This is a genomic window from Caldisphaera lagunensis DSM 15908 (assembly GCF_000317795.1).
Taxonomy (GTDB): Archaea; Thermoproteota; Thermoprotei_A; order Sulfolobales; family Acidilobaceae; genus Caldisphaera; species Caldisphaera lagunensis.
On the sequence record NC_019791.1, the window covers coordinates 1,080,897 to 1,107,050 of the forward strand.

The 26,154-nt window shown below is 31.3% G+C and carries 24 protein-coding genes; 10 read left to right on the top strand and 14 right to left on the bottom strand.

Annotated elements, in window-relative coordinates; translation table 11 throughout:
• Positions 1 to 51 precede the first annotated feature (51 nt).
• Together CALAG_RS05230 and CALAG_RS05235 are read right to left on the bottom strand one after the other, a co-directional pair.
• On the bottom strand, positions 52 to 1,713 hold the full coding sequence (locus CALAG_RS05230; RefSeq protein ID WP_015232692.1) for an ABC transporter permease: 1,662 nt from the start codon (positions 1,711 to 1,713) through the stop codon (positions 52 to 54).
• A complete protein-coding gene (locus CALAG_RS05235) occupies positions 1,714 to 2,649 on the bottom strand; it encodes an ABC transporter ATP-binding protein (protein WP_015232693.1) in 936 nt (311 codons plus the stop codon).
• An 88-nt stretch (positions 2,650 to 2,737) separates the two neighbouring features.
• Here CALAG_RS05235 and CALAG_RS05240 point away from each other — a divergent pair, with 88 nt between their 5' ends.
• Positions 2,738 to 3,649 carry an NAD-dependent epimerase/dehydratase family protein gene (locus CALAG_RS05240; protein ID WP_015232694.1) on the top strand — a complete coding sequence of 304 codons (912 nt, stop codon included), beginning with the start codon at positions 2,738 to 2,740 and terminating at the stop codon, positions 3,647 to 3,649.
• Here the strand turns inward: CALAG_RS05240 and CALAG_RS05245 are convergent.
• Positions 3,635 to 3,901, bottom strand: a complete 267-nt coding sequence (locus CALAG_RS05245; protein WP_048816779.1) for a hypothetical protein — start codon at positions 3,899 to 3,901, stop codon at positions 3,635 to 3,637. The two genes, CALAG_RS05240 and CALAG_RS05245, sit on opposite strands and share 15 nt — an antisense overlap.
• A 96-nt stretch (positions 3,902 to 3,997) precedes the next feature.
• Here CALAG_RS05245 and CALAG_RS05250 point away from each other — a divergent pair, with 96 nt between their 5' ends.
• A complete protein-coding gene (locus tag CALAG_RS05250) occupies positions 3,998 to 4,663 on the top strand; it encodes a GNAT family N-acetyltransferase (protein WP_015232696.1) in 666 nt (221 codons plus the stop codon).
• On the opposite strand, the gene CALAG_RS05255 is transcribed toward CALAG_RS05250, so the two are convergent.
• From CALAG_RS05255 to CALAG_RS05265, 3 genes are read right to left on the bottom strand one after another with little or no spacing between them, the layout of a single operon-like run.
• On the bottom strand, positions 4,646 to 5,656 hold the full coding sequence (locus tag CALAG_RS05255; protein WP_048816780.1) for an MraY family glycosyltransferase: 1,011 nt from the start codon (positions 5,654 to 5,656) through the stop codon (positions 4,646 to 4,648). The genes CALAG_RS05250 and CALAG_RS05255 overlap by 18 nt on opposite strands.
• A 38-nt stretch (positions 5,657 to 5,694) precedes the next feature.
• Positions 5,695 to 7,035 (bottom strand): alkaline phosphatase family protein, encoded by a 1,341-nt coding sequence (locus tag CALAG_RS05260; protein WP_048816781.1) that lies wholly within the window; start codon positions 7,033 to 7,035, stop codon positions 5,695 to 5,697.
• Positions 7,036 to 7,095: 60 nt separating this feature from the next.
• Positions 7,096 to 10,914 carry a hypothetical protein gene (locus CALAG_RS05265; RefSeq protein WP_015232699.1) on the bottom strand — a complete coding sequence of 1,273 codons (3,819 nt, stop codon included), beginning with the start codon at positions 10,912 to 10,914 and terminating at the stop codon, positions 7,096 to 7,098.
• A 199-nt stretch (positions 10,915 to 11,113) separates the two neighbouring features.
• Here CALAG_RS05265 and CALAG_RS05270 point away from each other — a divergent pair, with 199 nt between their 5' ends.
• Genes CALAG_RS05270 through CALAG_RS05280 form a run of 3 tightly spaced genes read left to right on the top strand, consistent with a single transcriptional unit; the run spans position 11,114 to position 13,653 of the window.
• On the top strand, positions 11,114 to 11,827 hold the full coding sequence (locus tag CALAG_RS05270; protein WP_015232700.1) for an HAD-IIB family hydrolase: 714 nt from the start codon (positions 11,114 to 11,116) through the stop codon (positions 11,825 to 11,827).
• Positions 11,814 to 12,401 (top strand): mechanosensitive ion channel family protein, encoded by a 588-nt coding sequence (locus CALAG_RS05275; protein ID WP_015232701.1) that lies wholly within the window; start codon positions 11,814 to 11,816, stop codon positions 12,399 to 12,401. The genes CALAG_RS05270 and CALAG_RS05275 overlap by 14 nt, the downstream gene beginning before the upstream one ends.
• Before the next feature lies 1 nt (position 12,402).
• A complete protein-coding gene (locus tag CALAG_RS05280; RefSeq protein WP_015232702.1) occupies positions 12,403 to 13,653 on the top strand; it encodes a glycosyltransferase family 4 protein in 1,251 nt (416 codons plus the stop codon).
• Here the strand turns inward: CALAG_RS05280 and CALAG_RS05285 are convergent.
• Positions 13,650 to 14,783, bottom strand: coding sequence for a GTPase (locus CALAG_RS05285; RefSeq protein WP_083859949.1), 1,134 nt, complete (start codon positions 14,781 to 14,783; stop codon positions 13,650 to 13,652). The genes CALAG_RS05280 and CALAG_RS05285 overlap by 4 nt on opposite strands.
• 236 nt (positions 14,784 to 15,019) lie before the next feature.
• On the opposite strand from CALAG_RS05285, the gene CALAG_RS05290 reads away from it, so the two are divergent.
• Positions 15,020 to 16,024 carry an MBL fold metallo-hydrolase gene (locus tag CALAG_RS05290; protein ID WP_015232704.1) on the top strand — a complete coding sequence of 335 codons (1,005 nt, stop codon included), beginning with the start codon at positions 15,020 to 15,022 and terminating at the stop codon, positions 16,022 to 16,024.
• Here the strand turns inward: CALAG_RS05290 and cobB are convergent.
• Positions 16,021 to 16,788: an NAD-dependent protein deacetylase gene (gene cobB, locus CALAG_RS05295; protein WP_015232705.1), complete on the bottom strand. Its 768-nt coding sequence runs from the start codon at positions 16,786 to 16,788 to the stop codon at positions 16,021 to 16,023. The genes CALAG_RS05290 and cobB overlap by 4 nt on opposite strands.
• Before the next feature lie 43 nt (positions 16,789 to 16,831).
• Complete coding sequence (locus tag CALAG_RS05300; protein ID WP_015232706.1) at positions 16,832 to 17,710, bottom strand: AbrB/MazE/SpoVT family DNA-binding domain-containing protein; 879 nt, start codon at positions 17,708 to 17,710, stop codon at positions 16,832 to 16,834.
• 200 nt (positions 17,711 to 17,910) lie between these two features.
• Between CALAG_RS05300 and CALAG_RS05305 the strand changes: the two genes are divergently transcribed.
• The 4 genes from CALAG_RS05305 to CALAG_RS05320 are packed head-to-tail and all read left to right on the top strand — an operon-like array spanning position 17,911 to position 20,949.
• Positions 17,911 to 18,486 carry a 2-oxoacid:acceptor oxidoreductase subunit gamma family protein gene (locus CALAG_RS05305; protein ID WP_015232707.1) on the top strand — a complete coding sequence of 192 codons (576 nt, stop codon included), beginning with the start codon at positions 17,911 to 17,913 and terminating at the stop codon, positions 18,484 to 18,486.
• Positions 18,487 to 18,807 carry a 4Fe-4S binding protein gene (locus tag CALAG_RS05310; RefSeq protein ID WP_015232708.1) on the top strand — a complete coding sequence of 107 codons (321 nt, stop codon included), beginning with the start codon at positions 18,487 to 18,489 and terminating at the stop codon, positions 18,805 to 18,807.
• A gap of 1 nt (position 18,808) precedes the next feature.
• Positions 18,809 to 19,990: a 2-oxoacid:ferredoxin oxidoreductase subunit alpha gene (locus CALAG_RS05315; RefSeq protein WP_015232709.1), complete on the top strand. Its 1,182-nt coding sequence runs from the start codon at positions 18,809 to 18,811 to the stop codon at positions 19,988 to 19,990.
• Positions 19,987 to 20,949, top strand: a complete 963-nt coding sequence (locus CALAG_RS05320) for a thiamine pyrophosphate-dependent enzyme (RefSeq protein ID WP_015232710.1) — start codon at positions 19,987 to 19,989, stop codon at positions 20,947 to 20,949. Before CALAG_RS05315 ends, CALAG_RS05320 begins: the two co-directional genes overlap by 4 nt.
• Here CALAG_RS05320 and CALAG_RS05325 read toward each other — a convergent pair.
• The 5 genes from CALAG_RS05325 to gyaR form a co-directional block, all read right to left on the bottom strand.
• Positions 20,946 to 21,881 carry a carbon-nitrogen hydrolase family protein gene (locus CALAG_RS05325; protein ID WP_157463206.1) on the bottom strand — a complete coding sequence of 312 codons (936 nt, stop codon included), beginning with the start codon at positions 21,879 to 21,881 and terminating at the stop codon, positions 20,946 to 20,948. The two genes, CALAG_RS05320 and CALAG_RS05325, sit on opposite strands and share 4 nt — an antisense overlap.
• A 405-nt stretch (positions 21,882 to 22,286) precedes the next feature.
• The gene (locus CALAG_RS05330; protein WP_015232712.1) at positions 22,287 to 24,161 is read right to left on the bottom strand and encodes a DNA polymerase domain-containing protein; all 1,875 of its coding nucleotides are present in this window, start codon (positions 24,159 to 24,161) and stop codon (positions 22,287 to 22,289) included.
• Positions 24,161 to 24,379 (bottom strand): hypothetical protein, encoded by a 219-nt coding sequence (locus tag CALAG_RS05335; RefSeq protein WP_015232713.1) that lies wholly within the window; start codon positions 24,377 to 24,379, stop codon positions 24,161 to 24,163. Before CALAG_RS05335 ends, CALAG_RS05330 begins: the two co-directional genes overlap by 1 nt.
• Positions 24,343 to 24,990 carry a hypothetical protein gene (locus CALAG_RS05340; RefSeq protein WP_015232714.1) on the bottom strand — a complete coding sequence of 216 codons (648 nt, stop codon included), beginning with the start codon at positions 24,988 to 24,990 and terminating at the stop codon, positions 24,343 to 24,345. The genes CALAG_RS05335 and CALAG_RS05340 overlap by 37 nt, the downstream gene beginning before the upstream one ends.
• A gap of 94 nt (positions 24,991 to 25,084) precedes the next feature.
• Positions 25,085 to 26,092, bottom strand: coding sequence for a glyoxylate reductase (gene gyaR, locus CALAG_RS05345; RefSeq protein ID WP_015232715.1), 1,008 nt, complete (start codon positions 26,090 to 26,092; stop codon positions 25,085 to 25,087).
• Positions 26,093 to 26,154: the final 62 nt, after the last annotated feature.

Genomic DNA, 26,154 nt, shown 5'->3' on the forward strand with positions numbered 1-26,154 from the left:
TTAATTTAGCTTATCCTTATATAAAAACTTATTTAACAAACTATTTACAAATCAAATAAATTTGATTCCCCCACTATAAGATCCTTTTAATACCCTAGTTATTGATATTATTGATAATATCATAACAGGTAATGCTGTGACAACAGCTGAAGCAGCCAATAATGACCAATTAACGCTAACATCTCCAATTGCTAGCAATGCAAATATTGATAAAGTTTGTGCCCCTTTTGGAGGAAAAGAAAAATTATAAGGGGTCTCTGTTAAAACCAATGGGACAAATAATGCATGCCATGAACCAATTATCAATAAAAGAAGAGTTGAAAACAATGCAGGCCTACTTAAAGGCATTATTATTCTTAAGAACTTATTCTTTATACCAAATAGCTCTGCTGTTTCATCATATGATTTGGGTAATAATGTAAAGTAATTATACATAAGCCATAATGCATACAAAGCTCCATATAATGGCATCGTAATTATTAGCGCCCACCAAGTGTTTAATAAATTTATTTTAGAAATAAATATATATATTGGTATTATAAATACCATTACTGGTAAAGAGTATAGATACATAGATAAGGGTAAGATCCATGAATTTTTTCCCCTAGATATTTCATAAGATGCGGGAGAGGCAAGTAAAATTGAAATTATAGGGGAAATAAGAGAAACAACAACTGTAGATATCAAATAAGGTATTGATTCTTTTAATGCCTGTATAAAATAACTTGATGTTAATCCAACAGGTAACAAAACTGGTGGTGAAGTAAAATCCATTTCTGGTGTTCTAAATGCTGCCAAAAACATGTAATAAATTGGGAAGTCTAAGAAGAAAATTAATAAAAACAAAAATATTGTTATTAATCCCATCATTAATTTGTTATTTATTTTTATGTTTAATGATGGAAATGGGACTCTTTGAGCTCTCAACGCCTTAACATAAAGAAGTGCTGGTATTGTTGCAATAACAGCTAAAATAGCTGCTGCAAACGCTCCTCCAGATAATGCCTGCCTTAAAGATGATTTAAATGAAATTGTATAAACAGCGAGGCCTAATGTTGTAGTAGAAAAAAGTGGACCACCACCTGTTAAAATATAAGGTGTATCAAAAGCGCCCAAGGAAAAAACAAAACTTAATAGAAATACTATTAATACAGCCTTACCTATTAATGGTAATGCAATCTTAAAATAATATTCGCTCTTCTTCATCCCATCCATTAATGTATTTTCTTTTATTTCTTTTGGAACTGACTTCAAAGAAGAAAATATAATTAAAAATGACATAGGAATTGATCCCCAAACGCTTACTAATATTACACCAAGCATTGCTGTAGAAGATAATAGCAAGGGATCATATTTTAAACCTAATAAATAAGTAAACCATCCATATGGGCCATAAAAACTAATAGACCAAATTAATGCTGCAGAGGTAAAAGGTATTGTATAAGGCAACATTACTAAAAATGCAAGGATTAGCTGTAATGTTTTGTTGTTTATGGCATCTATAGCAATAGCTGCTAATAAACCAATTAATGTTGCTAAAACAGATGTTACTGTAGTATAAATAAATGTATTTGCTATTATTTGGTAAATAGGATATAGCTTGTAAACTAAAACAATGCTTTTAACTCCAACACCAGCTAATAAGAAAGTTGCAGCAAAAGGTGCAATTCCCAACAATATTATATAGGCAAAATAGGGCATTGAATATTTCATCTAAAACACCCTATATTTTTTTATTTCAAATTTTATTTTTTCTCCTTCATTAATTCTTTTATAATAATAACCCCTTAATTCAGATCCATTAAATTTTATATGAACAAGATATTTACCATTAATAAACTCTACATCAACAACTTCTCCTTCTAGTTCTCCATCCCCAATAACTACGTCATCAGCCCTTATACCAATTTTTTTATCAATTTTCATAAAATTTCCATTTATAATACTCATAGGAGGATCCCCAATAAAAGAACCAACAAATTCATTTATAGGATCATTATATATCTCTTCAGGTTTACCTATTTGTAAAATTTTTCCATCCTTCATCACTGCTATTCTATCTGCTAATGCCATTGCTTCTATTTGATCATGAGTAACATAAATTGTTGTTATGTTTTCTTTTCTCTGCAATTCTTTAATAAATCTTCTTGCAGAAATCCTTTGGGGAGCATCTAGGTTGCTTAATGGTTCGTCCATGAGTAAAACCCTCGGATTTTTAATTAATGCCCTTGCTAAAGCTACCCTTTGCTGTTGCCCCCCTGATAATTGTGAAGGCATTCTATCTAATAATTCATGAATTCCTAATGCCTTGCTTATTTCTTCTATTTTTTTCTTTGCATCCTTTTTATCTTCTACTGGCAAAAGAAGGTTTTCATAAACTGTTTTATGAGGATATAGAACATAATTTTGAAATACCATCGATACTCCTCTCTTAGAAGGCTCTAAATTTGTTACATCAACACCATCAATTATTATTTTCCCAGAATCCACCTTTTCCAAACCAGCAATGCATCTTAAAAGCGTTGTCTTTCCTGATCCTGAGAATCCAAGCAAAACAAAGAATTCTCCCTTATCTATTTCTAAGTCTATTCCCTTCAAAATCTTTGTTTTTGAATAGCTTTTTTCTAAAGATTTTATTGAAACGCTCATAATTCCTCGATTATAAATAATAGTTAAGAGTTTAAAATTTTTAAATAAACAATTAAATCCTTACAACAATTCTATACTGGGGTAAACAATGTATATAATAACAGGTGGAGCAGGATTCATAGGAAGTAATATATCAGATGAATTAGATAAAAATAAAGAAGAATTTTTAATAATAGATAATTTATATTCATCAAATTCTTATGAAAGAAATAAAAAAATTGTTATTGCTGATGTATCTAATTATGATCAAATAAAATTTATTGAAAATATTAAAGAAGAAATTAATATAATACATTTGGCATCAATAGTAAATGTAGAAGAATCCAGAATTAACCCTTTAAATACATTTAAATCAAATGTTATGGGAACTGTTAACATTATGGAATTGGCTAGAAAAACTGATGCATATGTAACAATTGCAAGCAGTGCAGCAGTTTATGGTGAAAAAAATCACATGCCAATAAAAGAAGATGATGAGAAAAACCCAATAAATTTATATGGTTATACAAAATTGATGGAAGAAGAAATCCTTTTTTCTTATATGAAGGAATATAGTTTAAAGGGTTCGGCATTAAGATTATTTAACGTCTATGGTCCTAAAATGAAAAAGGGGCCCTATTCTGGAGTAATACAAATATTTATTTCTAAAATTTTAAATAATGAAAGACCAATCATATATGGAGATGGAAGAAATACGAGGGATTTTATTTATGTAAAAGATGTTGTAAACGCATTTTTAAATGCAATAAAATATAAAGCAAATGGAATATATAACATTGGAACTGGAAAAGAAACAAGCATTAAGCAACTCTTAAATATTATAGAAAATATTCTAAATGTCTACATTGAGCCAATCTATGATGAGCCTAGAAAAAATGATATAAGGTTTAGCGTTGCAGATATAGAAAAAGCAAAAAATGATTTGAATTGGGAACCAAAAATAGATTTAAATGAGGGTTTAAAGAAAACAATTGATTTTATTAAATCAACTCTTCTTTAAATTTTCAATAATATTATTTATATCTTGTATTTCCTTTTCAATATTTGTCTTAGCAATTTCTAAGTTGTTTTTTATTGTTTGCAAATATGATATTCTTTCTTCTTTTGATAATGAAATACCGTATGCAAATGGTGGAACAAACCCAACATTTTGTATTCCATACCTCATATAATACCCAGGCCTCTCCCATGGTGGTAAATAATTAAATGGTCCATTACCTGGATACCAACCGAAGTTTCTACCACAACCCAATTTTCTCACCCGTATCTATTATTCGATACGGAACTTATAAATATTTCTCATATAAATATTTGAACAACTTAGTATACAATAAATGAGGGGATTGAGTTGTTTGAACCAATTAGATTCGAGCTAGTCAAAAGAGAAGACAAAGATAAAATAAATAAGCTAACTGAAAATACGTGGGAATGGGGAGATTATACGCCTGAGCTTTTTGAAAAATGGGTAAATGAAGGATTATTTATCAAAGCAATTAGCAATGAAGAAATAGTAGGTATAATACATGCAAGAATTTTTGATGATTTTGCATGGTTTGAAGGGGTAAGGGTTAAGCAAGAAATAAGGAGAAAAGGAATTGGGAAAGCTTTAGCAAAAAAAGCGATGGAAATGAGTGGTAAAAGTGTATTTAGACTAGCGGCAAATGAGAAAAACGTTCCTTCAATACAGTTGGCAAAGGCTTTAGGTTTTAAAGAAATAGATAGATTTTATTATGTTGAAGGGAAGGACTATAATTATGAAAAAATAGTTGAAGAATTTAATTTAAAGGAAACAAACTATGATTTAAAATATGTTAAAGGATTTGTAAACGATTGGGTTTGGTATCCTATTGAAAAATACAATGGGAAGATATATGCAAACAATGATCTCATCTTATTGGAAACTGATCCACCTTTCTTAGTAAAAGGTTACATAGAAGGAATAAGACATATGAGTAGAAATTTTGTATCAAATTCCGAAGGATTTATAGTTTTTGAATTAAATAAACAAAAGTAACGTAATTATTCCAACAATTAATTGTAAAATTATTATAAATATTACAACACCTCTTTCAGTTGCCTTTCCTTTAACTTTCTTTAAAACCTTTATTGCTAAATGAGTAATACTATATGATTTATCATAAGGTGGATCTAGGCTATTATCAGAATTTACTTTACCAAAGTTCTCCTTATAAATTCCATGGAATAATCCTCTTATAAACAAAATTAATTCAATATAATATAGGAAAAACAAAGTTAAGCCAAACTTTGGAAAATCACCTATAATTATTAAACCTGCATAAAATGCCCCTATAGCATATGTAAATGTATTTCCTGGAAATACTTTTGCAGGGTACCAATTGAAAAGGAGAAAGGCAATCATTGCCCCTATTACAATCAAAATAATAAAAGCAATAAAATATAATCCTTTTATTATGCTAAAAATTAATGTAAAAAGCAATAAAAGCAATCCATTGCTTACCTCTAATCCATTATAACCTGCTATCATGTTAAAGGCATTGCTAGCCCCTAAAACTCCTATAGGAATAATAACTAGGGGATACAAAATACCCAAGTAAATCTTGTTAAAAAATGGTATTGATAAAACATATGCATTATATTTTGCAATCATTAATGGTAAAGCCATTGGAATCATTGCTATTATTCTAATCCATTGAGGAACACCTTTTTTCCATCCCAATATATCATCCATAAAACCTAAGAATGCTGATAAAACCAATAATATAACTAATGAATATAGGTCATTTAAGCTATAATAGTTATTTTTTGTGAAAACATATATTCCCTCGAAAATTAATAAGCCAAATGTTGTAGAAATAACTACCCATAAGCCCCCAGCTTCAGCAACCTCCCTTTTATCTTTTTTATTTATATCAATCCCAACAAGCCCTTCCCTTTTTGCAACATTTATCCATGCTTTTATTAAAATGTAAGCTACAAAGAACGAAATCAATGATGATATTATTGCAATTGCTAAAGTTATCAACATACCCCCCATAAAATAAAATATAATTGAAAATTTAAGCATTAACTTAAAACCAATTCTTCCAATACCTGCCTAATTTTATTTATTTCTATGACACCCATATTTCCTTTTTTCAACGTTCCTTCAGGATCATAAATTGAAAAAACTCCATACCAATCGTGCATTGAATCGTCAGGCCCTTTATCGTTTTTCTCTAAATACATGCTTTTATACCCAATAGTTCCAATAGGTCTCCAATTTAAATCATCCAAATAAACTGTTAGATCTGGAGCATCACCTTTTGAAACTGGATAAATTTCTTGAGGTAAATATGCTTCATTTTTCCAATTTTCATTATTAGGTCCCTTAATTTTGTTTATTGAATTCTTAATATCCTTTACTAAGCCTTCAACTTCTTCTTTTTCTATTATACCATGGGGCTCCCTTCCTTTTATGTTAAAGAAAAACCTAGAGTAATAACCACCCCAAGCCCACACCTTTGTTTCGTTCCAATCTATAATATCAAATGTTAAATCTGTGCCTTCATTATTTACTTCTTTCTTCAATTTTAAAAATCCTTGTTCAATAAGCCATTGATTTATTGGGTATGAGCCTATCATACTTTTAGTTCCATGATCACTTACTATAACATAAATGGTATCCTTTGGTAATTGTTTTATTAAATTGGAAAACCAGTTATCAATTTTCTTATAAACTGTTGGAATTGCATTGCTATACTTTTCATGATATTCATATCTTGGATGAGAATTATCAAAATATTTCCAAAACATATGATGTGCTCTATCAACTCCTATTTCAACATATAGAAAAAGGTCCCAGCTCTTCTTTACTAAATAATTTAAAATTCTTTGATGATTATCAATCATTTCCATTAAATCATTATATGCCTTATCCCTATCCTCTGTCCTATAAACTACATCAAATATTGGTTCTTCTTTTAAATTATTTTGCAATTCATTTTTTATCCAAGGGGGAAAGGAATAAGGCTTTTCTTTACTTGGTGTATTAAAATCTGTTATCATAAATCCATTTATAGGTTTAGGTGGATAAGTAGGAGGTACACCAAATAAACCCATTTTTAACCCTTTTTTACCCAAATCATCCCATATTGCTTTTTCTTTTACATCATTTGAATTAACAATATAGGAATCAAAAGTTCCAGGCTTTCTATGTCTAAATCCATATATCCCTAGCTCTCCTGGAGTTTTACCTGTAAACATTGAAATCCAAGCTGGCACAGTTATTGGAGGATGACATGTTTTCATTAAATAATTTTGAGAATCCTTAATAATTTCCCTAATAAAATCTAATCCTTTACCATAATTTTCATATAATACCTTTGGAGGTAATGAATCTAATCCTAACACAAATACCTTTCTCAACCTTAACCCCACAAAAAGAATGAAAAAGAAAATTAAAAAAATTATTTAAATTAAGGTTATTTACATTTTAGCAAAGGCCATGTATGCAGCTAATATTAATACTATTACAGCTACTATTAATGCTCCTAATGCATAGTATTCAGCACTTAAGGCTCTGCTTGATGCAGATGATGCAGTTGAGCTTAGTGATGAGACTGTACTTGGTAATGAGCTAAGTGATGAGACTGTGGAACTTAATGATGAGACTGTTGTACTTAGGGATGAGACTGTGGAACTTAATGATGAGACTGTTGTACTTAGGGATGAGACTGTGGAACTTATACCTGAAACAGTTGATTCTAATGATGATAGTGAAGATGATATTGATGCAACTTTAGATGATAATGTGGAGTTAACGTTTGATAGTGAAGTGCTTAGGGATGATATGGAAGATGATAGGGATGATATCTGTGATTCTAATGTGGAGTTAACGTTTGATAGTGAAGTGCTTAGGGATGATATGGAAGATGACAATGCAGAGTAATCGTTTGATAGTGAAGTTGATAGGGATGATATGGAAGATGATAGGGATGATATCTGTGATTCTAATGTGGAGTTAACGTTTGATAGTGAAGTGCTTAGGGATGATATGGAAGATGATAGGGATGAACCTAGGGAGTTCAAGCCTTCTGTTATATTTGCTTCTATGCTTGATTGCGCATTACTTAATTGAGTCGATAACGCACTAACTGATTGATATAGACCTTCAAATGATGTATTTGAAACTATACCAGCTTCTCCTATACCATAGGCTTGCGCTGATACTGAAGGCCATGGTAAGAATATTAATGATACATTATAGTCAAATATTAATTGACCTTGTGATACCATAGGTGGTGTTATCAAGAATGATTGCATAGTTGGAGGTGTTGGAACAACGTTTTGTCCAGACATTACTTTACCCATTTGCATTCCATTATTGTAAACAAAGGCCTCTGTAGAGCTTGGGCCCAATGCAAAGTATTTCGTAAACTGGGATAGTTGAGAGTTGTATATTTGCATTGTTATTAATGGATTCAATACATATGCTATATAGGGTTCACCAACTGAAACAGTTGATCCTGAGAATATAACATTAACTGGTATTATTATTTGTGTTATGTAATATAACTCTTCTGATGCTGCAGGCACCACATTTGTTGGAGTTGCTATCTCAACATTGCTTGGATCTAATGTAAAACTATAATCGCTTCCTGATAATATAAATCCATTAGTTTGGTTAACAAACATTGTACCTTCTGCGTATCCATTTACTATTGCTGAAACATTTGCTACTGGTACTCCATTAACCTCAAATTCTAATCCTTGAGATGTTTCAGGAACGAAACCCCATCCTACAACAGTTATAGGTACATTATTTAATACTATGAAAGTTGTGTTATCTAAACCTGTTACTGGACCCATATAAGTGGGACCCTCATCAACTGCATATATGGGCATTTTACCAACAATTACTTCATAAGCTGTTAACACTTTAACCTTAGAATATGATGGAGATGATTCAGAAACACTTTCCATACCACTACTCGTCTTTTCATATGATGCAACTTTTAATGATATAATTATTCCTCCGTTTGCGTTTGGAACTTCTACTGTAACAAATCCATAACCATTAACCAATTGACTTGTAACATCAATTGATTTTATAACTGATGAATTGGTTAAGTTAAGATAGTTTGCATACGCAGTTGCATTTGCTCCTATTATTTGAGCTGTGAATTCACCATCACTTACAGGAGCTATTCCGCTAAATGAGAAGCTCTTTCCAGCAATTGTTAAGCTAAATGGTTGAGTTGCATTATATGGAACTAAGTAGTAATATTTGTTTTGTACTACTTCAGGCCACCATACCATCAATGATGTGTTTAGCTTAACATATTCAAGTTGTGGGTTTATATATATTATAGCATCTCCTGTTTTTAACGCATATATTTTTGATGATGGTAATGATGAATTCAACTTATTATATGTAGGTACATTTGATACGCTTAATGTTGATACATTAAAGTAAACCGGTAAACCAGAAGAACCTGCTTTAACTGCTAAGTTGGCAATAGATCCTGTATATGGTACTTGGGCAACGAAATAGAATATACCGTTTTCGTTTGTCATTACTAAATTACTGCCAGTCATTGGTGTTGATAATAACAATAGCTGTTTTACTACTGGAGCTGTACTTCCGTTTGTTACATATGATATGTTTGAAACATTTAAATTGGGATAAAATCCATATCCATAAACAAATACGTACTGACCTAATAATATTGCTGTGGTATTTAATTCACTGAAAGTTCCGTTACTACCAGCTGATACTACGTAATAAATTGGATATACTGAAGCAAATTCTGGTAATGTTGTCTCTGGTGTTGATACCGCATAAGTTATTACACTATTATTAGTCTTTATATATAGTATTACAGGAGATCCCCAATATGGATCATTTAAAGGCAGAGTTACAGTAAATGATGATGTAGGAGTTGGGGCATAAGTCGGCGTTGCAGTTGGTTCTGCATATTCATCGCCTTCTAATGCATAAAATAATGGAGCTCCACTTATCGCGGCACTTGTGTTTTGAACTGTTTTATTAACAGGATTTATAAAGTAAATTCCAGTTGATGTTATATTGCTACCTGATGGGAAGTTTGCTGCTAATAAATCATAAGAAAATGTTCCGCCAGGATATAACTCATAACTTGATGGCGATGATAACTGCGTACTTGGGAATATGTTTAAGACCGTTGATGGAGTTACACTAACGCCTAAATTACTAAGCGAATATAATGTAACATTTTCTGTTAAACTACCTGAAGTAGATGGTTTTATAGGAACACTATTTGATGCAGCTTCAAAGTATTCTACAACATAACCTTTCTTTGCAGTTAAACTAACTTGAGATGATGCATTATAGACTATTAGTTGCAAAACATTACCTTCAAAGTATGAGTATTCTAAACCAAAGTTAGCTGTTAACACGTTAGTAACCAAAGGTAAAGCAGTTGCTGGATATAATGCACCATTTAAGTATATTTTATTACTTGAATAAATCTCGCTACTAAATCCTTTTGATAGTAAATCTGAACTACTAACCGAATGAAATCCTGAAGGTGACTTGTTGTATTCCGTTTGATTTTCATATAACATTATTGGATAATTCATATAATTGCTATTTAATAAATTCAATATTAAAGTAACGTTTGTTGTACTTTTGTTATAACCATAATTAGGCAATACATTGCTACTTACTGGTGAAGTCAATGTAACATTTAATTTGTATACCGTTCTATTTGTTGTCACATTATATAATGTATAATAGCTTATATCTCTAGTACCATTTATAGCAGTTTGAAGTGCAGGTGTTAACAATAAAGTAAACTGGTTTGTCCCTATAACCGGAGCTGTTGTTGTTATTGTTGGAGTATATGGTGTATTTAATGCAATGAAAACAGTTAAATTGTCATACCCGCTTATATTTTGATACTTTTCTATGTTACTAACAAATTGTTGAACCTCATTTGGAGTTAATGTTACATTTACAGCTAAATATTGTGCATTTGAATCTAAGAAGAATGTTGGAGAAACAGGCTCAGTGACATATCCTGATGTTGTTGGATAATAAAGGTATAACTGGTAATATCCAGATGATGGTGCTGCTATAGTAAAGTTAAATGCAATTTCAACAGTTGAACCAGGGCTTACTATGCTTGGAAATTCTGCTCCTCTACCTGATGATATTGTTACTGGAGTAGCAGCATGACTTATTGGTATTACTCCAAAGGCCATTACTAACACAAAAGCTACTGCCAATAAGGCAATAGCCCCATATTTTTCTCTCGAATTCATCATGTTTACACCTTGTTTTTGCTGTTAATTATTTGGTATTAATCGAGTATTTAAGGGTTAACCCCCTTTTCTGCTAGACATAGCAGCCCACAGGTAAAAATAAGTTTAATATTTTACAAAAAAAATAAATTATATCCTATTATAAACCTTATAAAATTGAAGAAAATATATAAAAATGTACAATGCGGGGAGAAAAAAATTGAAATTGATAATGCTTGATTACGATGGAACCATAAGCCCTATTGATGTAAGCATTGATAAAGCGTTTCCATCAAATGAAATATTAAATGCAATTAGATATTCTAGGAAAAAAGGAAACATAATAGCTATAGTATCAACAAAGGTATGCGATTTTTTAATGAATAGGGTTGAAGCAGATGTGTATTCATGCATAGCTGGTGCAGAAATATTATATGAAAACAGGTCTTGTATAGATACAAACTTAATAAAATATCAAGATGATGCCACCACTTTAATAAATTTCATAAAAAATGATAAAGAAATCATAAGGAGTAATGCAAGGATTGAAGTAAAGAAGACTACATCAAATTTAATAGCTGGAATAACAATAGATTGGAGAAATTCTTCTTATCCAGAAAGCATTCAAAAAATTATTGAGCAAGCAGAAAAAATGAAATTAAAAGTTATAAAGTATAAAAGTGAACCATTCATTGATATATTAGTAAGCAACTTAAACAAAGGTGATGCAGTTATTTTTTTGAAAAGACTTTTTAATCCTGATTTAACCATCTATTTTGGAGACAGCGAAAACGATTTACCTGCATTTGAAAAAACAGATATACCAATTTTGGTCTTACACCAATATAATAAACATTTGAAAAATGTAGGCGTAAAGGAAATGGTAGAATTTAGCGAGGTTTCGGAGGCGATAAGAAAATATGCAGATTATTGATTACATAATAGATGCAGTAATTTTCATTTTAATAATAGTTGTCTTCTATTTAATTGGTAAGTTTGTAAAGTTTTTAGTTAAGAGAACCTTAGAAATAACAGGTTTCAATGATTGGTTTAAACATATAAGCATGGGGAGAATAACATTAAGAGCTGGAATGACCGCTGGAGACTTTTTTGGAAATCTAATAGCCTATTTCTTATATGCAACAGGTGTGATATTATCAATAGATTATTTATCAACATATGTTACAGAAATAAGAATTACCTCCTCATTATTAACCAAAGGATTAGGTTATGTAGCCTTATTCGTCTTTATAATAATAATAGGTTTCATTTTAATAGATGTTTTTGATAGCTATATATCAAGCGAAGCTAAGTTAAGGGGGGGCCAAGAACTTGAAATACTAATCGTTTACATAAAAATTGTTTTATATATAACAGTTATAACCTTAGCTATGAGGGAAGTGAGTTTAGACGTAACCCCATTAATGATTCTTCTACAGCCCCTTGCATGGGGATTAGCAATTGCATTCGTTGCCCTAATAATATCAAGATACATAAGGAGGGCCTGAGATGGAGTTTAACTTTTTTCCTGTCATGTATCAAACATCAAATAGCAAAGGCCAAGAACTCGTTGCTCAAAGGATGCTAAAATGGGCAATTAAGTTAGGATATAAATCTTATTTGATAACAAGCATTTATCATGATAATGAGCCAATAATAAGAGAAAGGGATTTAGAATTATCTGAAAAGCCATATAAAATATTTGATAGGGATCCTAAAATAGATCTACCAACGATAAGGGTATTAAGTAGGAAGGTGAATTGGCCTCCTAGGAGAATAACATTTAGGGATTTTATAACAACATTAAATAAAATAGATGAGGAAATAGGGATAAACTTTATTGTTACCCACTCAACTTTATGGAATGGTCCTGAAGATACTGCTAAATGGATATTGTGGAGAAAATTGATGGGAAGCATAGGAGTGCAAGAAAAAAAGATTATTTATGCTCATATGTCCCATTACCAACCTCCAGAGCCTGGTAGATATGATCCCATAGAGAGGACTTATAGAATTGCATGGAATATGACTGAATTGCCATCAATTTTCAAGGCTGCAGACTTAATTTTAGTTGTTACCGGAATAGAAGGAGAAGATATGATTACCCAAGGCGCTAATCCTAAACAAATATACATATTTCCAGGAGGTCTAGATGATGATGAAGCCAAAAAGATAGATGATGCGAAACCAGACCTCTTTTTGGAGCAATTCGTAAAAAAGAAATTAGATAGGAAAATCATAACATATTTAGGCACAATAGAAGAGAGGAAGAATCCTTTAGCAGTTGTTGAAATTGCTAAGCATTTTAAAAACAATAACGATTTATTATTTGTTATAGCTGGCAAACCTGGTGATCAATGGGATAAGGTTTATAAGGAATCAAAGAAACTTGAAAATGTAATTTTAACAGGTGAATTAAGTGTTGATCAGAAAGCTTCATTAATAAAAGCAAGTTATTTAAACATAATAATGTCTAAAATGGAAGCCCTAGGATTAACTCAAATAGAATTCATGTATGGGGGTGTACCAGTTATAACAAGCGCAGTATATGGACAAAAATGGTTAATAACAAATGGAGTTGAAGGTATACATCTAAGAGGACCAGATGATATAAAGGGGGGTGTAGAGGCAATAAACAAAATTACGGAAAATGAATCCCTATACATGGAAATGAGGGAAAAGGCTAGAGAAAAGGGGAAAAGCTTTCTTATGTCTAAGTTAATGAAGGATTTATTAGAAAAAGCGAAGCAACTATCTTAAAATCTTATCTCAACAATATCTTTATCTTTCGGTATGAAATCAGGCCCAACCCTTTGACCATCATATTTAGCCCCCTTTCCCCATATCTTTGCATATTTTATATTAGAATGATTAATCGTTTCCGCTATTTCCCTTATTGTTGCGTCTTCCCTTATTATTAAAGGATCCTTATCTGGTGGCGCATTTGGTTTTTTTGTATATATTCTTTTTATTTTTAAAATGTTAAATATATCTTTTCCCAAATCTTCTAGACCTTCACCAGTTTTCGCTGAAACTACCTTATATAAAACATCTTTTGGTAGATCAGCTCCTTTAAAATTGTTTAAGTCTTTTTTGTTAAATAAAACTATTGTTGGTTTATAAGTTATTGCATTAATTAAAGATGCGTCAATATCATCTAAACTTGGTTCACCATATATTTCAACTGTTGCATTAAAAATTCTATAAGAGCTTAATGCCTTTTTTACATCTTCTTCAGTAAACTTTGGCTTACCATAAAAAACTACATTTATTCCATTACCACTTCTATGCTTTATAATCCTAATATACCCCTTTTGCATTGATATCATTATACCCCTTTTTTCTAATGTATCTATTACCCTTTTCAATGTATTCAAATAGTTTTCATCATCTAATCCTATAACAATTATTATTGCATCAGAATTTCTAGCTATTGCCAAAACCCTTGTATTAACATAATTCCCTTCATTGCTAATAATAGGGGGTGTATCAATTAGCTGAAATTGTATATCTTCATATTGCATCATACCAGGTATGGGATCTGTTGTTGAAAATGGATTTGGGCTTATAACGACCTTTGCATTTGTAAGTCTAGACATTAAACTGCTCTTACCTGAATTAGGAGGACCAATTATAGCTATTTGACCTGCTCCTGCCTTCTCAATAAATATTCTTGGCCCCCCACCTTTTTTCTTCCTCCTCTCTTTTTCCTCTTCTTGTCTAAGCTCCGCAAGTCTACTCCTTGCCCAATAAAGCAGGTTTTCAGTTCCTTTATGCTTTGGAACAGCACTTATAAATTCCTCTAATGCCTTAATTTTATCCTCAACTGTTTTTGCATCACTATACTTGTTTAACTTAGCAATTGCTTCCGCTGGCAGGTTTGTTACCATTTCATATACCATATTTAATTAAAACTTGAAAATTAAAAAAGTTAAGACAAATTTTTTACAAAAATTTTTAATAAACAAAAGGATTATGGGATTATGGATTAAACTTACATATTTTTTGAACAAGGAACTATATAGAAAGTAAAGGGGAATTAGCTGCTCTAAATGATTTTCCTTAACGGGAGAAAATAGGAATAGGTATTAAACTCCAGGCAATAACACTAAATTAGGTGTATAAATTGGAAAATACGTCGCTTGAATTTCCCTCTTGGTTGCATAGAATTAAAGTTCCAATACCTATAGAATCCCTTAAATATATTAATGTATATATGATTTCGGATAGCAACTCCTTCAGCCTAATTGATTCTGGTATGTATAACATGAGGTCTTTTCATGAATTATCTAGAGAAATTAAAAAAAATGGATATAAAATAAATGAAATGGAATCAGTTATAGTTACACATTTCCACGTTGATCATATAACCCTCTCTCCAGTTTTATATTCTTTAGGAGCATCGGATTTTTATTTAGGTTTAAAGGATGAGAAAGTTTTAAGGAGAGGTTTTGATAAATTCATAACTAAGGCATTAAAAATTTACATTAATCATGGTATGCCTCCTAGTGAAGCAAATGAAATTTCAAAGTTTCATCCTGCGATGAAATTAGTTGATGTATATACAAACGATTTACAAGAAATTCCTTGGATTACTATGAGCAATGATTCAGAAATAGATCTTTATGGAATAAAATTTAAAATAATTGAAGTTCCTGGTCATACACCTGGGCAAATAAATTTATACAACAAAGAAAACGATATAATTTTTACTGGAGACCATATACTTGATCCAATAACACCACAAATAACATTAACAGATGAAAACACCGACCCCTTGGGGGACTATTTAAGCAGCTTAGAAAAAATCTCATCGTTAAACGCTAAAATAGCCTTCCCTGGACATAAAGAACCTATATTGAATCCTTCTAAAAGAGCAAAGGAAATAATTAAACATCATGAAGAGAGGTTAAATGAAATAATGAAGTTAATAAGTAAAAATTCATTAACTGCCTATGAAATTGCAAAGAAAGTTAAATGGAGAGCATCTTATAATTCTTGGGAAGAATATCCATATCCTGAAAGGTTTTTTGCAATGGGAGAAACATTAGCTCATCTAAAAAGGCTTGAGAAATTAAACCTTGTTGAAAAGAAAGAAACAAAGAATGTATATACATGGAGTATTATTTAACAATTGCTAAGTGATGCTATCATCTCCTCAATTTTTTTACATATTTTTGGGAAAATATCTTCAACCCTTCCTTCAACTTTTATATCAGCATAGTTATCAATTTCAGTTTCTCCCATGTTTATTATAATTAGATCTGCCCCATTGCTTTTAGCTATTATTGGCAATTGGTTAGCTGGTGAAACCGCTAAGCTTGAGCCTAAAACAAGGAATAAATCACTTTCAGATGCCAATTCAAAGGCTTCTCTTAATTCTTTTTGAGGTAAAGGCTCTCCAAAAAATATTACATCAGGCTTTAATAAACCGCCGCAATATGGGCATAAAGGAACCTTATTTTCTTTAACTTCTTTGAAAGCAGTTTCTATATCAAACTTCCTATTGCATTGTGTACATATTGCAAACTTCATATTACCATGCAATTCTATAACTTTTTTGCTTCCTGCCTTTTGATGTAAATTATCTATATTTTGAGTTATAACTGCCTTTATAATGTTTAATTCTTCAAGTCTTGCCAAAGAATAGTGTGCCCTATTTGGTTTTGCATCCTTAATTTTCTCATACATATTATCTTTAAATAGCTTCCAAGTATCTAAAGGGTTTTCATAAAAATAAGAGATGTGAAATAAATTTGGATCGTATACCCTCCATATCCCTTGAGGGCCCCTAAAATCTGGTATGCCGCTTCCAGTACTGATACCAGCTCCAGTTAAAACAACTGCAAAATTTGCTTTGATTAATTTTTCTGCTATTTCCCTTATATAATCCACTCTTCCACCGAGAAAAAAATATTTTTTAGAAAATAAATCTTTATTATTGCTCTTCTAAATCCAATTCCATGTTTTCATCTATTATAGCTGGGCAAATAAGTTTTGTCCCTATGCTTTCAATTATTGAATATATACTTGCTAATGTACTGTTTTCATTATTTTTACTTTCAGATGCAATTTTAACGGCATTTAAAATCCTCCTTCCACTGCTTGATGCAATTCCTCCTAATAGATCGCTTAAAACAATTGCTAACTGTTGTGAATCCTTTATTATTTTTTCCTTGCTTGATAAAACTAAATATGTATAGACAAGATTAGGTAATGATAATATTAAGCCATAAGCAATTGAATCTAATTGTTCTCCTTCTTTCTTTGATGTTCTTAATATTGTCATTGATATGTCTTCAGCCTCTTTTCTAATTTTTTCTAAATCACTTTTAACATCTTCTCCATTAGTTGCAATGCTTATCATATCTTGCAGTTTTGAATTTAATTCTTTAATTAATTTACTTGAATCATCTTCTTGAGGGTTTAATAATTCAACCTCAACATTATCTATACCTTCAACAACGTTTTCTACCTTATCATTTTCATTTAATGTCTTAACTAAGTTCTCATACGCAATGTTATCTAAACCCTTTACGTTAATATTTAATCTATTATATCCATGTATAAATGCACAATCAGCTATTATTTTTGGGCCTGCAATTTTTGCAACCCCATTATATTTTATTGATACTGTTTCAGCTTTAATTGCTGCTTTATTATTTGCTGGGACCAATTTTAAGTGGTCTCCCTCTTCTAAAATCATTAATTCATCTCCAACCTTTAAGCCAAGTTTTTTAGCCCATTGCTTAGGCAACGTAACTATTAAACTTGAACCCCCTAACCTTTGAATCCTCCTGGTTGAATTTAGACTCACACCCTATCCCTCAAATATATACAGTATAGGTACACCCTTATATATCTTTAACAGCGTTAAATAAAATGAAAATTGTTTCTAATAGAAAAATAAATTATTATTTAATCATATAATCAATTTGTTTTACTAATATATTTTTTATTCAAGAAATCGCTTAATATTTAATCTCTGTATTTAATATAACAAACTGGGCGGTTTAGTTGACTACAATAGAAATAAGATGGCATGGAAGAGGGGGCCAAGGAGCTGTTACAGCAGGAGAAGTATTAGCATCTGGCGCAATTATAGAAGGTAAATATGCTTTGGCATTTCCAGAATTTGGAGCTGAAAGAAGAGGAGCCCCTGTAAGGGCTTATACAAGAATAACAGATAATCCAAATATACCTAGAACTCCAATAGAAAATCCTGATGTAGTTGTTATATTGGATAGAAGCCTTTTAAAGAAAGAATACATGGAAGGGCTTAAAAAAGGAGGATATATTATAGCAAATACGCCATTAAAACCAGATGAATTAATTAAGAAGATTGATTTACCTAATAGCTATAACGTTTCAACAGTTGACGCAACAAGCATAGCATTAAAATGGTTAAAAGCAAACATAGTAAATACTGCAATTTTGGGTGCAGTAATAAAAACTACAAATTTAATTAAGATTGATACAATAATAGAAGTTTTAAAGAACAGATTCCATGGAAAGATTGGGGAATCAAATGCAATGGCAGTTAAGGAGGCATATGATTCAACTTTAGTTATGAAATTACAAGAGGCGATTTAAATGGAAAAACTTGTTTCATATACGGAAATGGCTCCAGGAGGAATTGTTGTAAATCCTGGAAATAGCTTAGAATATAAAACTGGAGATTGGAAGGTATTAATTCCAGTTATTAACCAAGAAACCTGCACAAGATGCAGGATTTGTTGGTATGTTTGTCCTGATAATGCAATAATTGAATTAGATAAGGAATATACAACAAAGAAAAACAGGAAGTATAAGGTAAGCTATGATGTAAATTCAGACTTTTGCAAGGGTTGTGGAATGTGCGCCCAAGAATGCCCTGTTAAAGCAATAGAAATGGTTCCAGTAGAGGTGGCTTAAAATGCAAGAATTAGTTAAAAGGGCTATACCTTTAAGCACAAACCATGCAATTGCTAATGCTGTAAAAGACTTAGATGTTGATGTTATATCAGCATATCCAATAACACCTCAAACAACAGTTGTAGAAAAGATATCAGAATTCATAGCAAAAGGAGAACTTGATGCAGAATATATACATGTAGAAAGCGAGCACAGCGCATTAAGTGCAGCAATATCAGCATCTTTAACTGGAGCAAGAGCATTTACCGCAACGGCAAGCCAAGGATTTGCACTGATGCATGAAATGCTTCACATCGCCTCCGGATTAAGAGCGCCTGTAGTTATGAGCGTTGCGATGAGATCTTTAAGTGCGCCTATAAGCATATGGAATGATCAAAGCGATTTATTTAATGCAAGAGATTCAGGATGGATAATAATATTTGCCCATACTGCTCAAGAGGCATATGATACAGTTATACAATCATATAAAATAGCTGAAGATCATAACGTCTTATTACCAGTAATGGTTGGATACGATGGATATGTTATGAGCCATACAATAGAACCTGTTATTACAGAAGATAAAGAAAAAGTATTGAAGTTTGCGCCAAAGAAACAATACCCATATAAACTTGATCCCGATAAGCCTGTTAGTATAGGTTCCATTACTCCACCAGAATATTATTATGAATTCAAATATCAGCAAGTAAAGGCAATAAATGGTTCTTTACCAATTATAGAAAAAACAGATGAAGATTTTGGAAAAACATTTGGTAGAAGCTATGGCTTAATGGAATGTTATATGTGCGAAGATGCGGATTCATTAATAATGACAAATGCAAGCTATGCATCAACATTAAAGGCATTTTTGCCTGAAATAAGAAAACAGGGCTTAAACGTTGGATTATTGAGGCTAAGAGTATATAGACCATTCCCATTGCAAAAGTTCATTGAGTATACAAGTGATAAGAAAAATTTGCTAGTTATAGATAGGGCAATAAGTTATGGAGCACCATACCAAGGTCCATTAGCAAATGAAATTTCAGGTGCAATGGTAAGATCAGGCTTAAAGCTTAACTTAATAAGCGTTGTAACAGGTATTGGGCAAAGAACTGTTGAATTCGAAGACTTTTTAGCATTAGCTAGACTTGCGCATGAAGGAAGAAAGCATGAAGAAACAATATTCTATGGGGTGAGAGAATGAGCGAAAATAAAATTTTAAGGATAAAAAGCCTTTATGATTTACCTAGAGACGAGCTGTTTATAAGCGGCCATGGTTTATGCCCAGGTTGTACTGCTGGAACAATAATGAGAATGTTAACAAAAGTAACCGGAAAAGATACAATAATAGTTAATGCAACCGGTTGTGTAGAAGTATCAACAACAAGATATCCATATTCAAATTGGTTAGTTCCATGGTTCCACTCAGCATTTGAAAATTCTGGGGCATCTGCAAGCGGTATAGCTGCTGCAATAAAAGCAATGAAAAGAAAAGGGTTAATGGATAAAAATAAAGACGTTAAAGTTGTTGTAGTAGCAGGAGATGGAGGAACAGTAGATATAGGTTTACAAAGCCTAAGCGGTATGCTAGAAAGAAAAGAACCTGTTATGTATGTTTTATATGATAACGAAGCATATATGAATACAGGTATTCAAAGGAGTGGTTCAACCCCGCATGGAGCATGGACTACAACAACTCCAGCGGGGAAAGTTTGGAGAGGTGAATGGAGGGATAAGAAAGATATAGCAGGTATAGCAGCTGCACATCATATTCCTTATGTTGCAACAGCAAACCCAGCTTATCCAATGGATATGATAAATAAGTTTGCTAGAGGACTTGAGGTATTAAATGAAGGGCCATCATTTATACAAGTTTTAATGGCATGCACAACGGGTTGGCGTTTTGATCCTGCTTTAGGCATTACTATATCTAGACTAGCAACTGAAACAGGTATATTCCCGCTTTATGAAATAGATCACGATAACTTCAGAGTAACTTTTCCAGTAATGAAGAGAAAACCTGTTAAAGAATATTTAAAACTACAGGGAAGATTTGCTCATTTAACTGATGATGAAATAAATGAAATACAGAAATTAGTTGATCAAAAAGTAGAGGCAATAAACAAAAGGGCTGGAAAAACAGTTATAGGACCAATTGCCTAAATTTCGTCCGATTCCTTTTCATTTAGTTCATTTCTTCTACATAAATTTTTTAATATCAATTTGCTTATTTCATCATACTGAACAGGTTTTGTGCTCGTATCAACCTCTACTATAATGGGTAAATCTATATCATCATACGATATTATCTTCTCTTTTACAACACCAATTTCTGGCTCAGAAGTTATGGTTGGCATAAAAGCTACATATCCGCTGTTGTTAACCCCTTCTACAGCCCCACCAACTAATATAACAGGTAAATCTGTTTCCTTACTTCTTACCGATAGGAAATTATTTATGCTTTCTAAATCTAACGTTAGCATAGATGTCCCGCTTTCACTTTTCATCTTAAAGAATCTCGATTCATAAGGAAGCATTGAACCTATGATAACGTTTGCCCCAATAAAGCTTAATGCCTTAAAAATCTCTGGATAACCCAGATCTTCATCAGTAAAAACGCCTACATATGCGTTTTTCTTCTTTATATTGAAAACTTCAACAGTTTTCCCTGGTGTTAAACCATTTTCTTCTTCACTTCTAGTTATAGCTATCTTTCTATATTTTCCAGCCAATTCTCCTAGAGGATTACTCATAAATGTTGTTAAGTAAAGCCTAGGTCCTGCTCTCTCAACTATAGGGCCTGCTATTATATAAATTCCGAATTCATGGGACCATTTTGATACAATCATGAATGTCTGGTTTTGTTGTATTTCAGATCCATTTAGCCTTTCTGCAAAGTTCTTTAGTATATTTTTTACTTTTTGGTTTGGATAATAACCAACAATTGGGCCTGTTAATGGGTAGGCTGGTAAATAAATTAAATCGATATCTTCGTGTTCTATTATCAATCTATTTATTAGCTCTTCAAGTCTTTTCATGTTAGTTCTTCTTGCCCCTAGTTTTATTCTTGTGTGAATTATTGCCATCTTTAGCATTTGATCACCATGTATTCGTTGCTCTCAAAATAAATTATGCATCCTACATTAAAAATGTTGCAGGGAGGAATATTTAAATAACTCATAATTTATAAAACAATTATTACCTTTTAATTTTTTATTTAAACTTTAAAAAAGAATCAAAAAACAAAAAATAATAAACCAAATCAATTGTTTATCTTTCTATATAACCTCTTTATTTCTTTTCTGAGCTAGCACCTTCCTCTTTCTTGGCCTTCTTACCCTTTGCCATTCCAATTCACCTAGGCCTTTCGGCCTGTTTGTAAATAGATTGGTTTAGTATTCTTAAGAATTTATAGCACTAGATAGGTAGATACCTGCGGTAATATTGTTGGGGGCCTTAAACTTCTGTATGTGAGAAAAGAGGAATTTTTAAGAAAATTTTTATGGTATGCGAGCATGGAAAACCCAAGGCATCTCGTTTTCAGACCTTTCTAAGTATTTTAAATAGTATTCCTTATTATAACTTCCAGTATAAAAATCAATAGGTATTGGCTTTCCATCATAGTTTATTATATAGCTTATAGAATCGCTTAAACCATATAGATAAGAACTTGCCTTTACTTGTTGTGTTTTCTTTATACTATTTACATTTTTATTTATTATTAATAGCTCATCCTTTATATCATTATTAATCAATTTCTCCTTTATTTTATTATAAGCTTCTCTTGCCTTGCCTAATAATTCAAAAAATTCCTTTTCGTTTTTAGCATTTTTTAAAATTTCTAATGCATTTAATTCAGCTTCTTTTATAATATCTGGCACATTTTTTCTTATAGCATTTATTCCCTTTATTTTTAAAGATCCATCATCCCTTAAACCATAATATTTGCCAGGAGAACCTAAACCTTTTTGTGTATATGGAAAAACAAGCCATATGAATTTATCTTCCAACCTTAGTTTAATCTTTATTTCATTGCTTATCATTTCGCTAAGCTCTTCAATGCTTACCTTAGGCTTTTCAGGTATTATAAATAGGCTATCAACAATAAAATTTATTACCTTGTACCCATTTTTTATGGAAATTTCGTAAGATTTCTTCATAATTTCTCTAGCTATGGAGGTAACAGTTTCATAAGCAGATATACTACCAAATAGGCTATTCCTATAACCCAAATAACCAAAACCAGCTACCAAAATCCATTTTATTGCATCAAACCTTTCCTTATACATTGGATTATTTTTATATGGTCTAAGAATTTCCCTCCTTTTTATTAAATTTCTTAAAACTGCTGGAATTATACCCTCTTTATCTAAGCAAACCTTATGTCCTATACCCTTTATTTCATAATTTAAACAATTAGGGTTGTTAACAGTTTCTGCAGATAAGTTATTTAAAACTATTATGTTTGGATATAGGCTAGAAAAATCAAGTTGGTAAACATTAAAATATATACCTGGTTTTGGAATAGAAATTGCACCAGCTTTATCAGCTCTTTCCAATTCATATAAGCTCCTCCAAGGTTCAAGCCTCTTAACCTTCTTAATCAAATAAAATCTTCTCATTGCCTCAAGAATTTCAGCTGAAGTTAATATCTTCCCAATAGAAGAGTTGCTTGCTTGCTTTAAGGTTAAACCAGAAATCCTAGACCATTCTATTAAGCCATAAATACCTACAAGAGGTTTTTGAATTAAAATAAAATCTTCATTTTCTTTTATCTGATTTAAAGCATTTATATCTGCCATAACAATTTTTATATTCTCTTTTTTTATTATATCATAAATTTCATTTATGTTATTAATAATAAACTCATTATCATTTGTTTTTATTTTATAATATTTAATATCATACCATGAGGCCTCTTTTCCATATTTGTTTAATGAAGTTATATATGCATACCTTATTTCTGGCAACTCATATAAAGGACCCTCATCATCTTTTTTATTAAAATGATCATAAAAATAACCAGGATTAAGCCCTCTTTCTTTTAGAATTAGATTTAATTCGTTTATATAATTGTTAACACTTATCCCAAGACCTTTTTCCTCTATTTTCCTTATAAATTCTTTTTTGCCTAGATATCTAATTTTTAATATATTGCTTTCCTTATCATAATATGGCGGTGATAGCCATTTCTCAACATTTATCTCATATATAAAATCCAAATTTTCTAGTATTTTTAAAAGCTCATTTAAATTAACAGGTTCAACATATGCTATCCTATAATCTTTAATAATAACTTTTTCTATATTTTTATTTAAAAAATAAAGTAAAAGCTCACCTTTTTTATATTCAGCGTTTAAAAATAAACCTCCCATTAACTACACCTTTTAGCTATGTACAAGATTAAACCAAGAACTATAGGCTCTAATGGATCGCTTAACGTTTCAAATTGGTAATAACTAACTAAATCATATGCCTCCTTTATTATTTCTTTTGCTTTATCCTTATCTTCATTTGTATATTCTAGTATTTTTAATAACCTATTTATTTCATCTTCTATAACCATTCTTGTAGAAGGTGTTGTCCTACCCATAATCTCTCATCCCCTAATTCTTTATAAGATATATAAGAAATCCTGGGAGTTAGCTTAGCATAATGCTTTATTAAAATCGCTTCTATCCCATTTCTATAAGGTAAAACCTTAATTATTGCATGCAATATGTGGTGATGAAACTTACCTCCTTCAGGCAAAAACTTTCCAAGAGATGTTTCCCTATTAAATATTATAGCAGTTATACCTTTAGATGAAATTTCTTTTATAGCCCCAGTTATAGGAGTTAATAAATTATAGTTTAATGGGCTTACTGGAGAGAAAAGATAAGGATCTATTAAAATTAAATTGTTTATCCCCTCAATACTTTTTATCAATTCTGGTATATCATATCTTCTAAAAGCCCTTGAAATATAGATATTATCAAAATTGCCTCCAAATATTTTTATCATTTTCCTTACAAAATATGGATCTAAATTTCCAAAATCTTGTATATAAACTACCCCTACTTTTCCATATCTAGTTAAAGAAGCCATGGTCATATGGGATATAGATAAGGCTATTCTCCAATCCCCATATATTTCTATTATATTGCCTTTATTTATAGGGTTAATTAAAGTATCTAAAGCTTGTATACCAGTTAGGCTATACATGTCTAAGCCCAATTTGAAGTAAATAAGAGAATTAATCAAAATTCCATTATAATTAATAATTAGGGTGAGAGATAAATGAAAGTATTTTAAAATTTCATATCAACTTTTCTGGCCTTCTAATATTTAGAACATCTTTATTAACTAAAGTTAACGGAATTTCTCCATTAAAAAACATCTCTAAGTTTTTATATACCAAATCTGCCATCTTAGCCCTTGTTTCATGCGTTGCACTCCCAATATGGGGTAACAAAACAACGTTGTCTAAAGTAGTTATTGGATGTCTAGGATCTAATGGTTCTGATGGATAAACGTCTAGGCCTGCTCCTGCAATCCAACCTTCCTTTAATGCTTTATATAACGCGTCTAAATCAACTACCTTTCCTCTAGCAGTGTTTATTAAAATTGAAGTCTTCTTCATAAGCCTTAGAAGGTTTTCATTTACCATATTTGCAGTTTCCTTTGTTAAAGGAACATGAAGAGATACTATATCACTTTCCTTAAATAATGTATTCATATCAACATATTTGGCCCCTAATTCTTCCATTTCCTTATGTCTGCTCCTGCTGCTATATAATATATTCATATCAAAACCCTTAGCCCTTTTTGCAACTGCATAACCTATTCTACCTCCTCCAACAATACCAATAGTTTTACCATAAACATCATAACCTAGCATTAAAGTTGGATGCCATGCAGAACCAAGCGTATACCATTTACCGCTCCTGACAAATTTATCAGATTCTACAATTCTCCTAGAAACAGATAAAATTAATGCCCATGCAACATCTGCTGTTGCATCAGTTAAGACATCTGGGGTATTTGTTACATATACACCATGTTTTGTTGCGCACTCCAAATCAACATTATCAAATCCAACAGCATATTGAGCTATAATTTTAAGATTTGGAGATAACTTCTCAATTATTTCACATGTTATTTTATCTTCCAGAGTTGTTACTAAAGCATCTACTCCTTTGGCATTATTAATTATATCTTCTTTACTAGGAGGAGTATATTTAGGCCATATAGTTACATCAAACATCTTTTTAATTTTTTCAGTTGCAGGAAAAGGAATTTCTCTAGTCATAAATAGCTTATACATTTTCTCACCTATAGCAAAAAGAAATTAAGAATTTATAAGATTTTTATATGTATTATATTTGG

Coding starts and splice junctions, on each gene's coding strand:
- CALAG_RS05235 (WP_015232693.1), bottom strand. CDS start 2,649: ATGAGCGTTTCAATAAAATCTTTAGAAAAAAGCTATTCAAAAACAAAG.
- gyaR (WP_015232715.1), bottom strand. CDS start 26,092: ATGTATAAGCTATTTATGACTAGAGAAATTCCTTTTCCTGCAACTGAA.
- CALAG_RS05340 (WP_015232714.1), bottom strand. CDS start 24,990: ATGTATAGCCTAACTGGTATACAAGCTTTAGATACTTTAATTAACCCT.
- CALAG_RS05325 (WP_157463206.1), bottom strand. CDS start 21,881: ATGCTAAAGATGGCAATAATTCACACAAGAATAAAACTAGGGGCAAGA.
- CALAG_RS05315 (WP_015232709.1), top strand. CDS start 18,809: ATGCAAGAATTAGTTAAAAGGGCTATACCTTTAAGCACAAACCATGCA.
- CALAG_RS05320 (WP_015232710.1), top strand. CDS start 19,987: ATGAGCGAAAATAAAATTTTAAGGATAAAAAGCCTTTATGATTTACCT.
- CALAG_RS05280 (WP_015232702.1), top strand. CDS start 12,403: ATGGAGTTTAACTTTTTTCCTGTCATGTATCAAACATCAAATAGCAAA.
- CALAG_RS05255 (WP_048816780.1), bottom strand. CDS start 5,656: ATGTTGATAACTTTAGCAATTGCAATAATATCATCATTGATTTCGTTC.
- CALAG_RS05330 (WP_015232712.1), bottom strand. CDS start 24,161: ATGGGAGGTTTATTTTTAAACGCTGAATATAAAAAAGGTGAGCTTTTA.
- CALAG_RS05265 (WP_015232699.1), bottom strand. CDS start 10,914: ATGAATTCGAGAGAAAAATATGGGGCTATTGCCTTATTGGCAGTAGCT.
- CALAG_RS05230 (WP_015232692.1), bottom strand. CDS start 1,713: ATGAAATATTCAATGCCCTATTTTGCCTATATAATATTGTTGGGAATT.
- CALAG_RS05240 (WP_015232694.1), top strand. CDS start 2,738: ATGTATATAATAACAGGTGGAGCAGGATTCATAGGAAGTAATATATCA.
- CALAG_RS05310 (WP_015232708.1), top strand. CDS start 18,487: ATGGAAAAACTTGTTTCATATACGGAAATGGCTCCAGGAGGAATTGTT.
- CALAG_RS05275 (WP_015232701.1), top strand. CDS start 11,814: ATGCAGATTATTGATTACATAATAGATGCAGTAATTTTCATTTTAATA.
- CALAG_RS05335 (WP_015232713.1), bottom strand. CDS start 24,379: ATGGGTAGGACAACACCTTCTACAAGAATGGTTATAGAAGATGAAATA.
- CALAG_RS05285 (WP_083859949.1), bottom strand. CDS start 14,783: ATGGTAACAAACCTGCCAGCGGAAGCAATTGCTAAGTTAAACAAGTAT.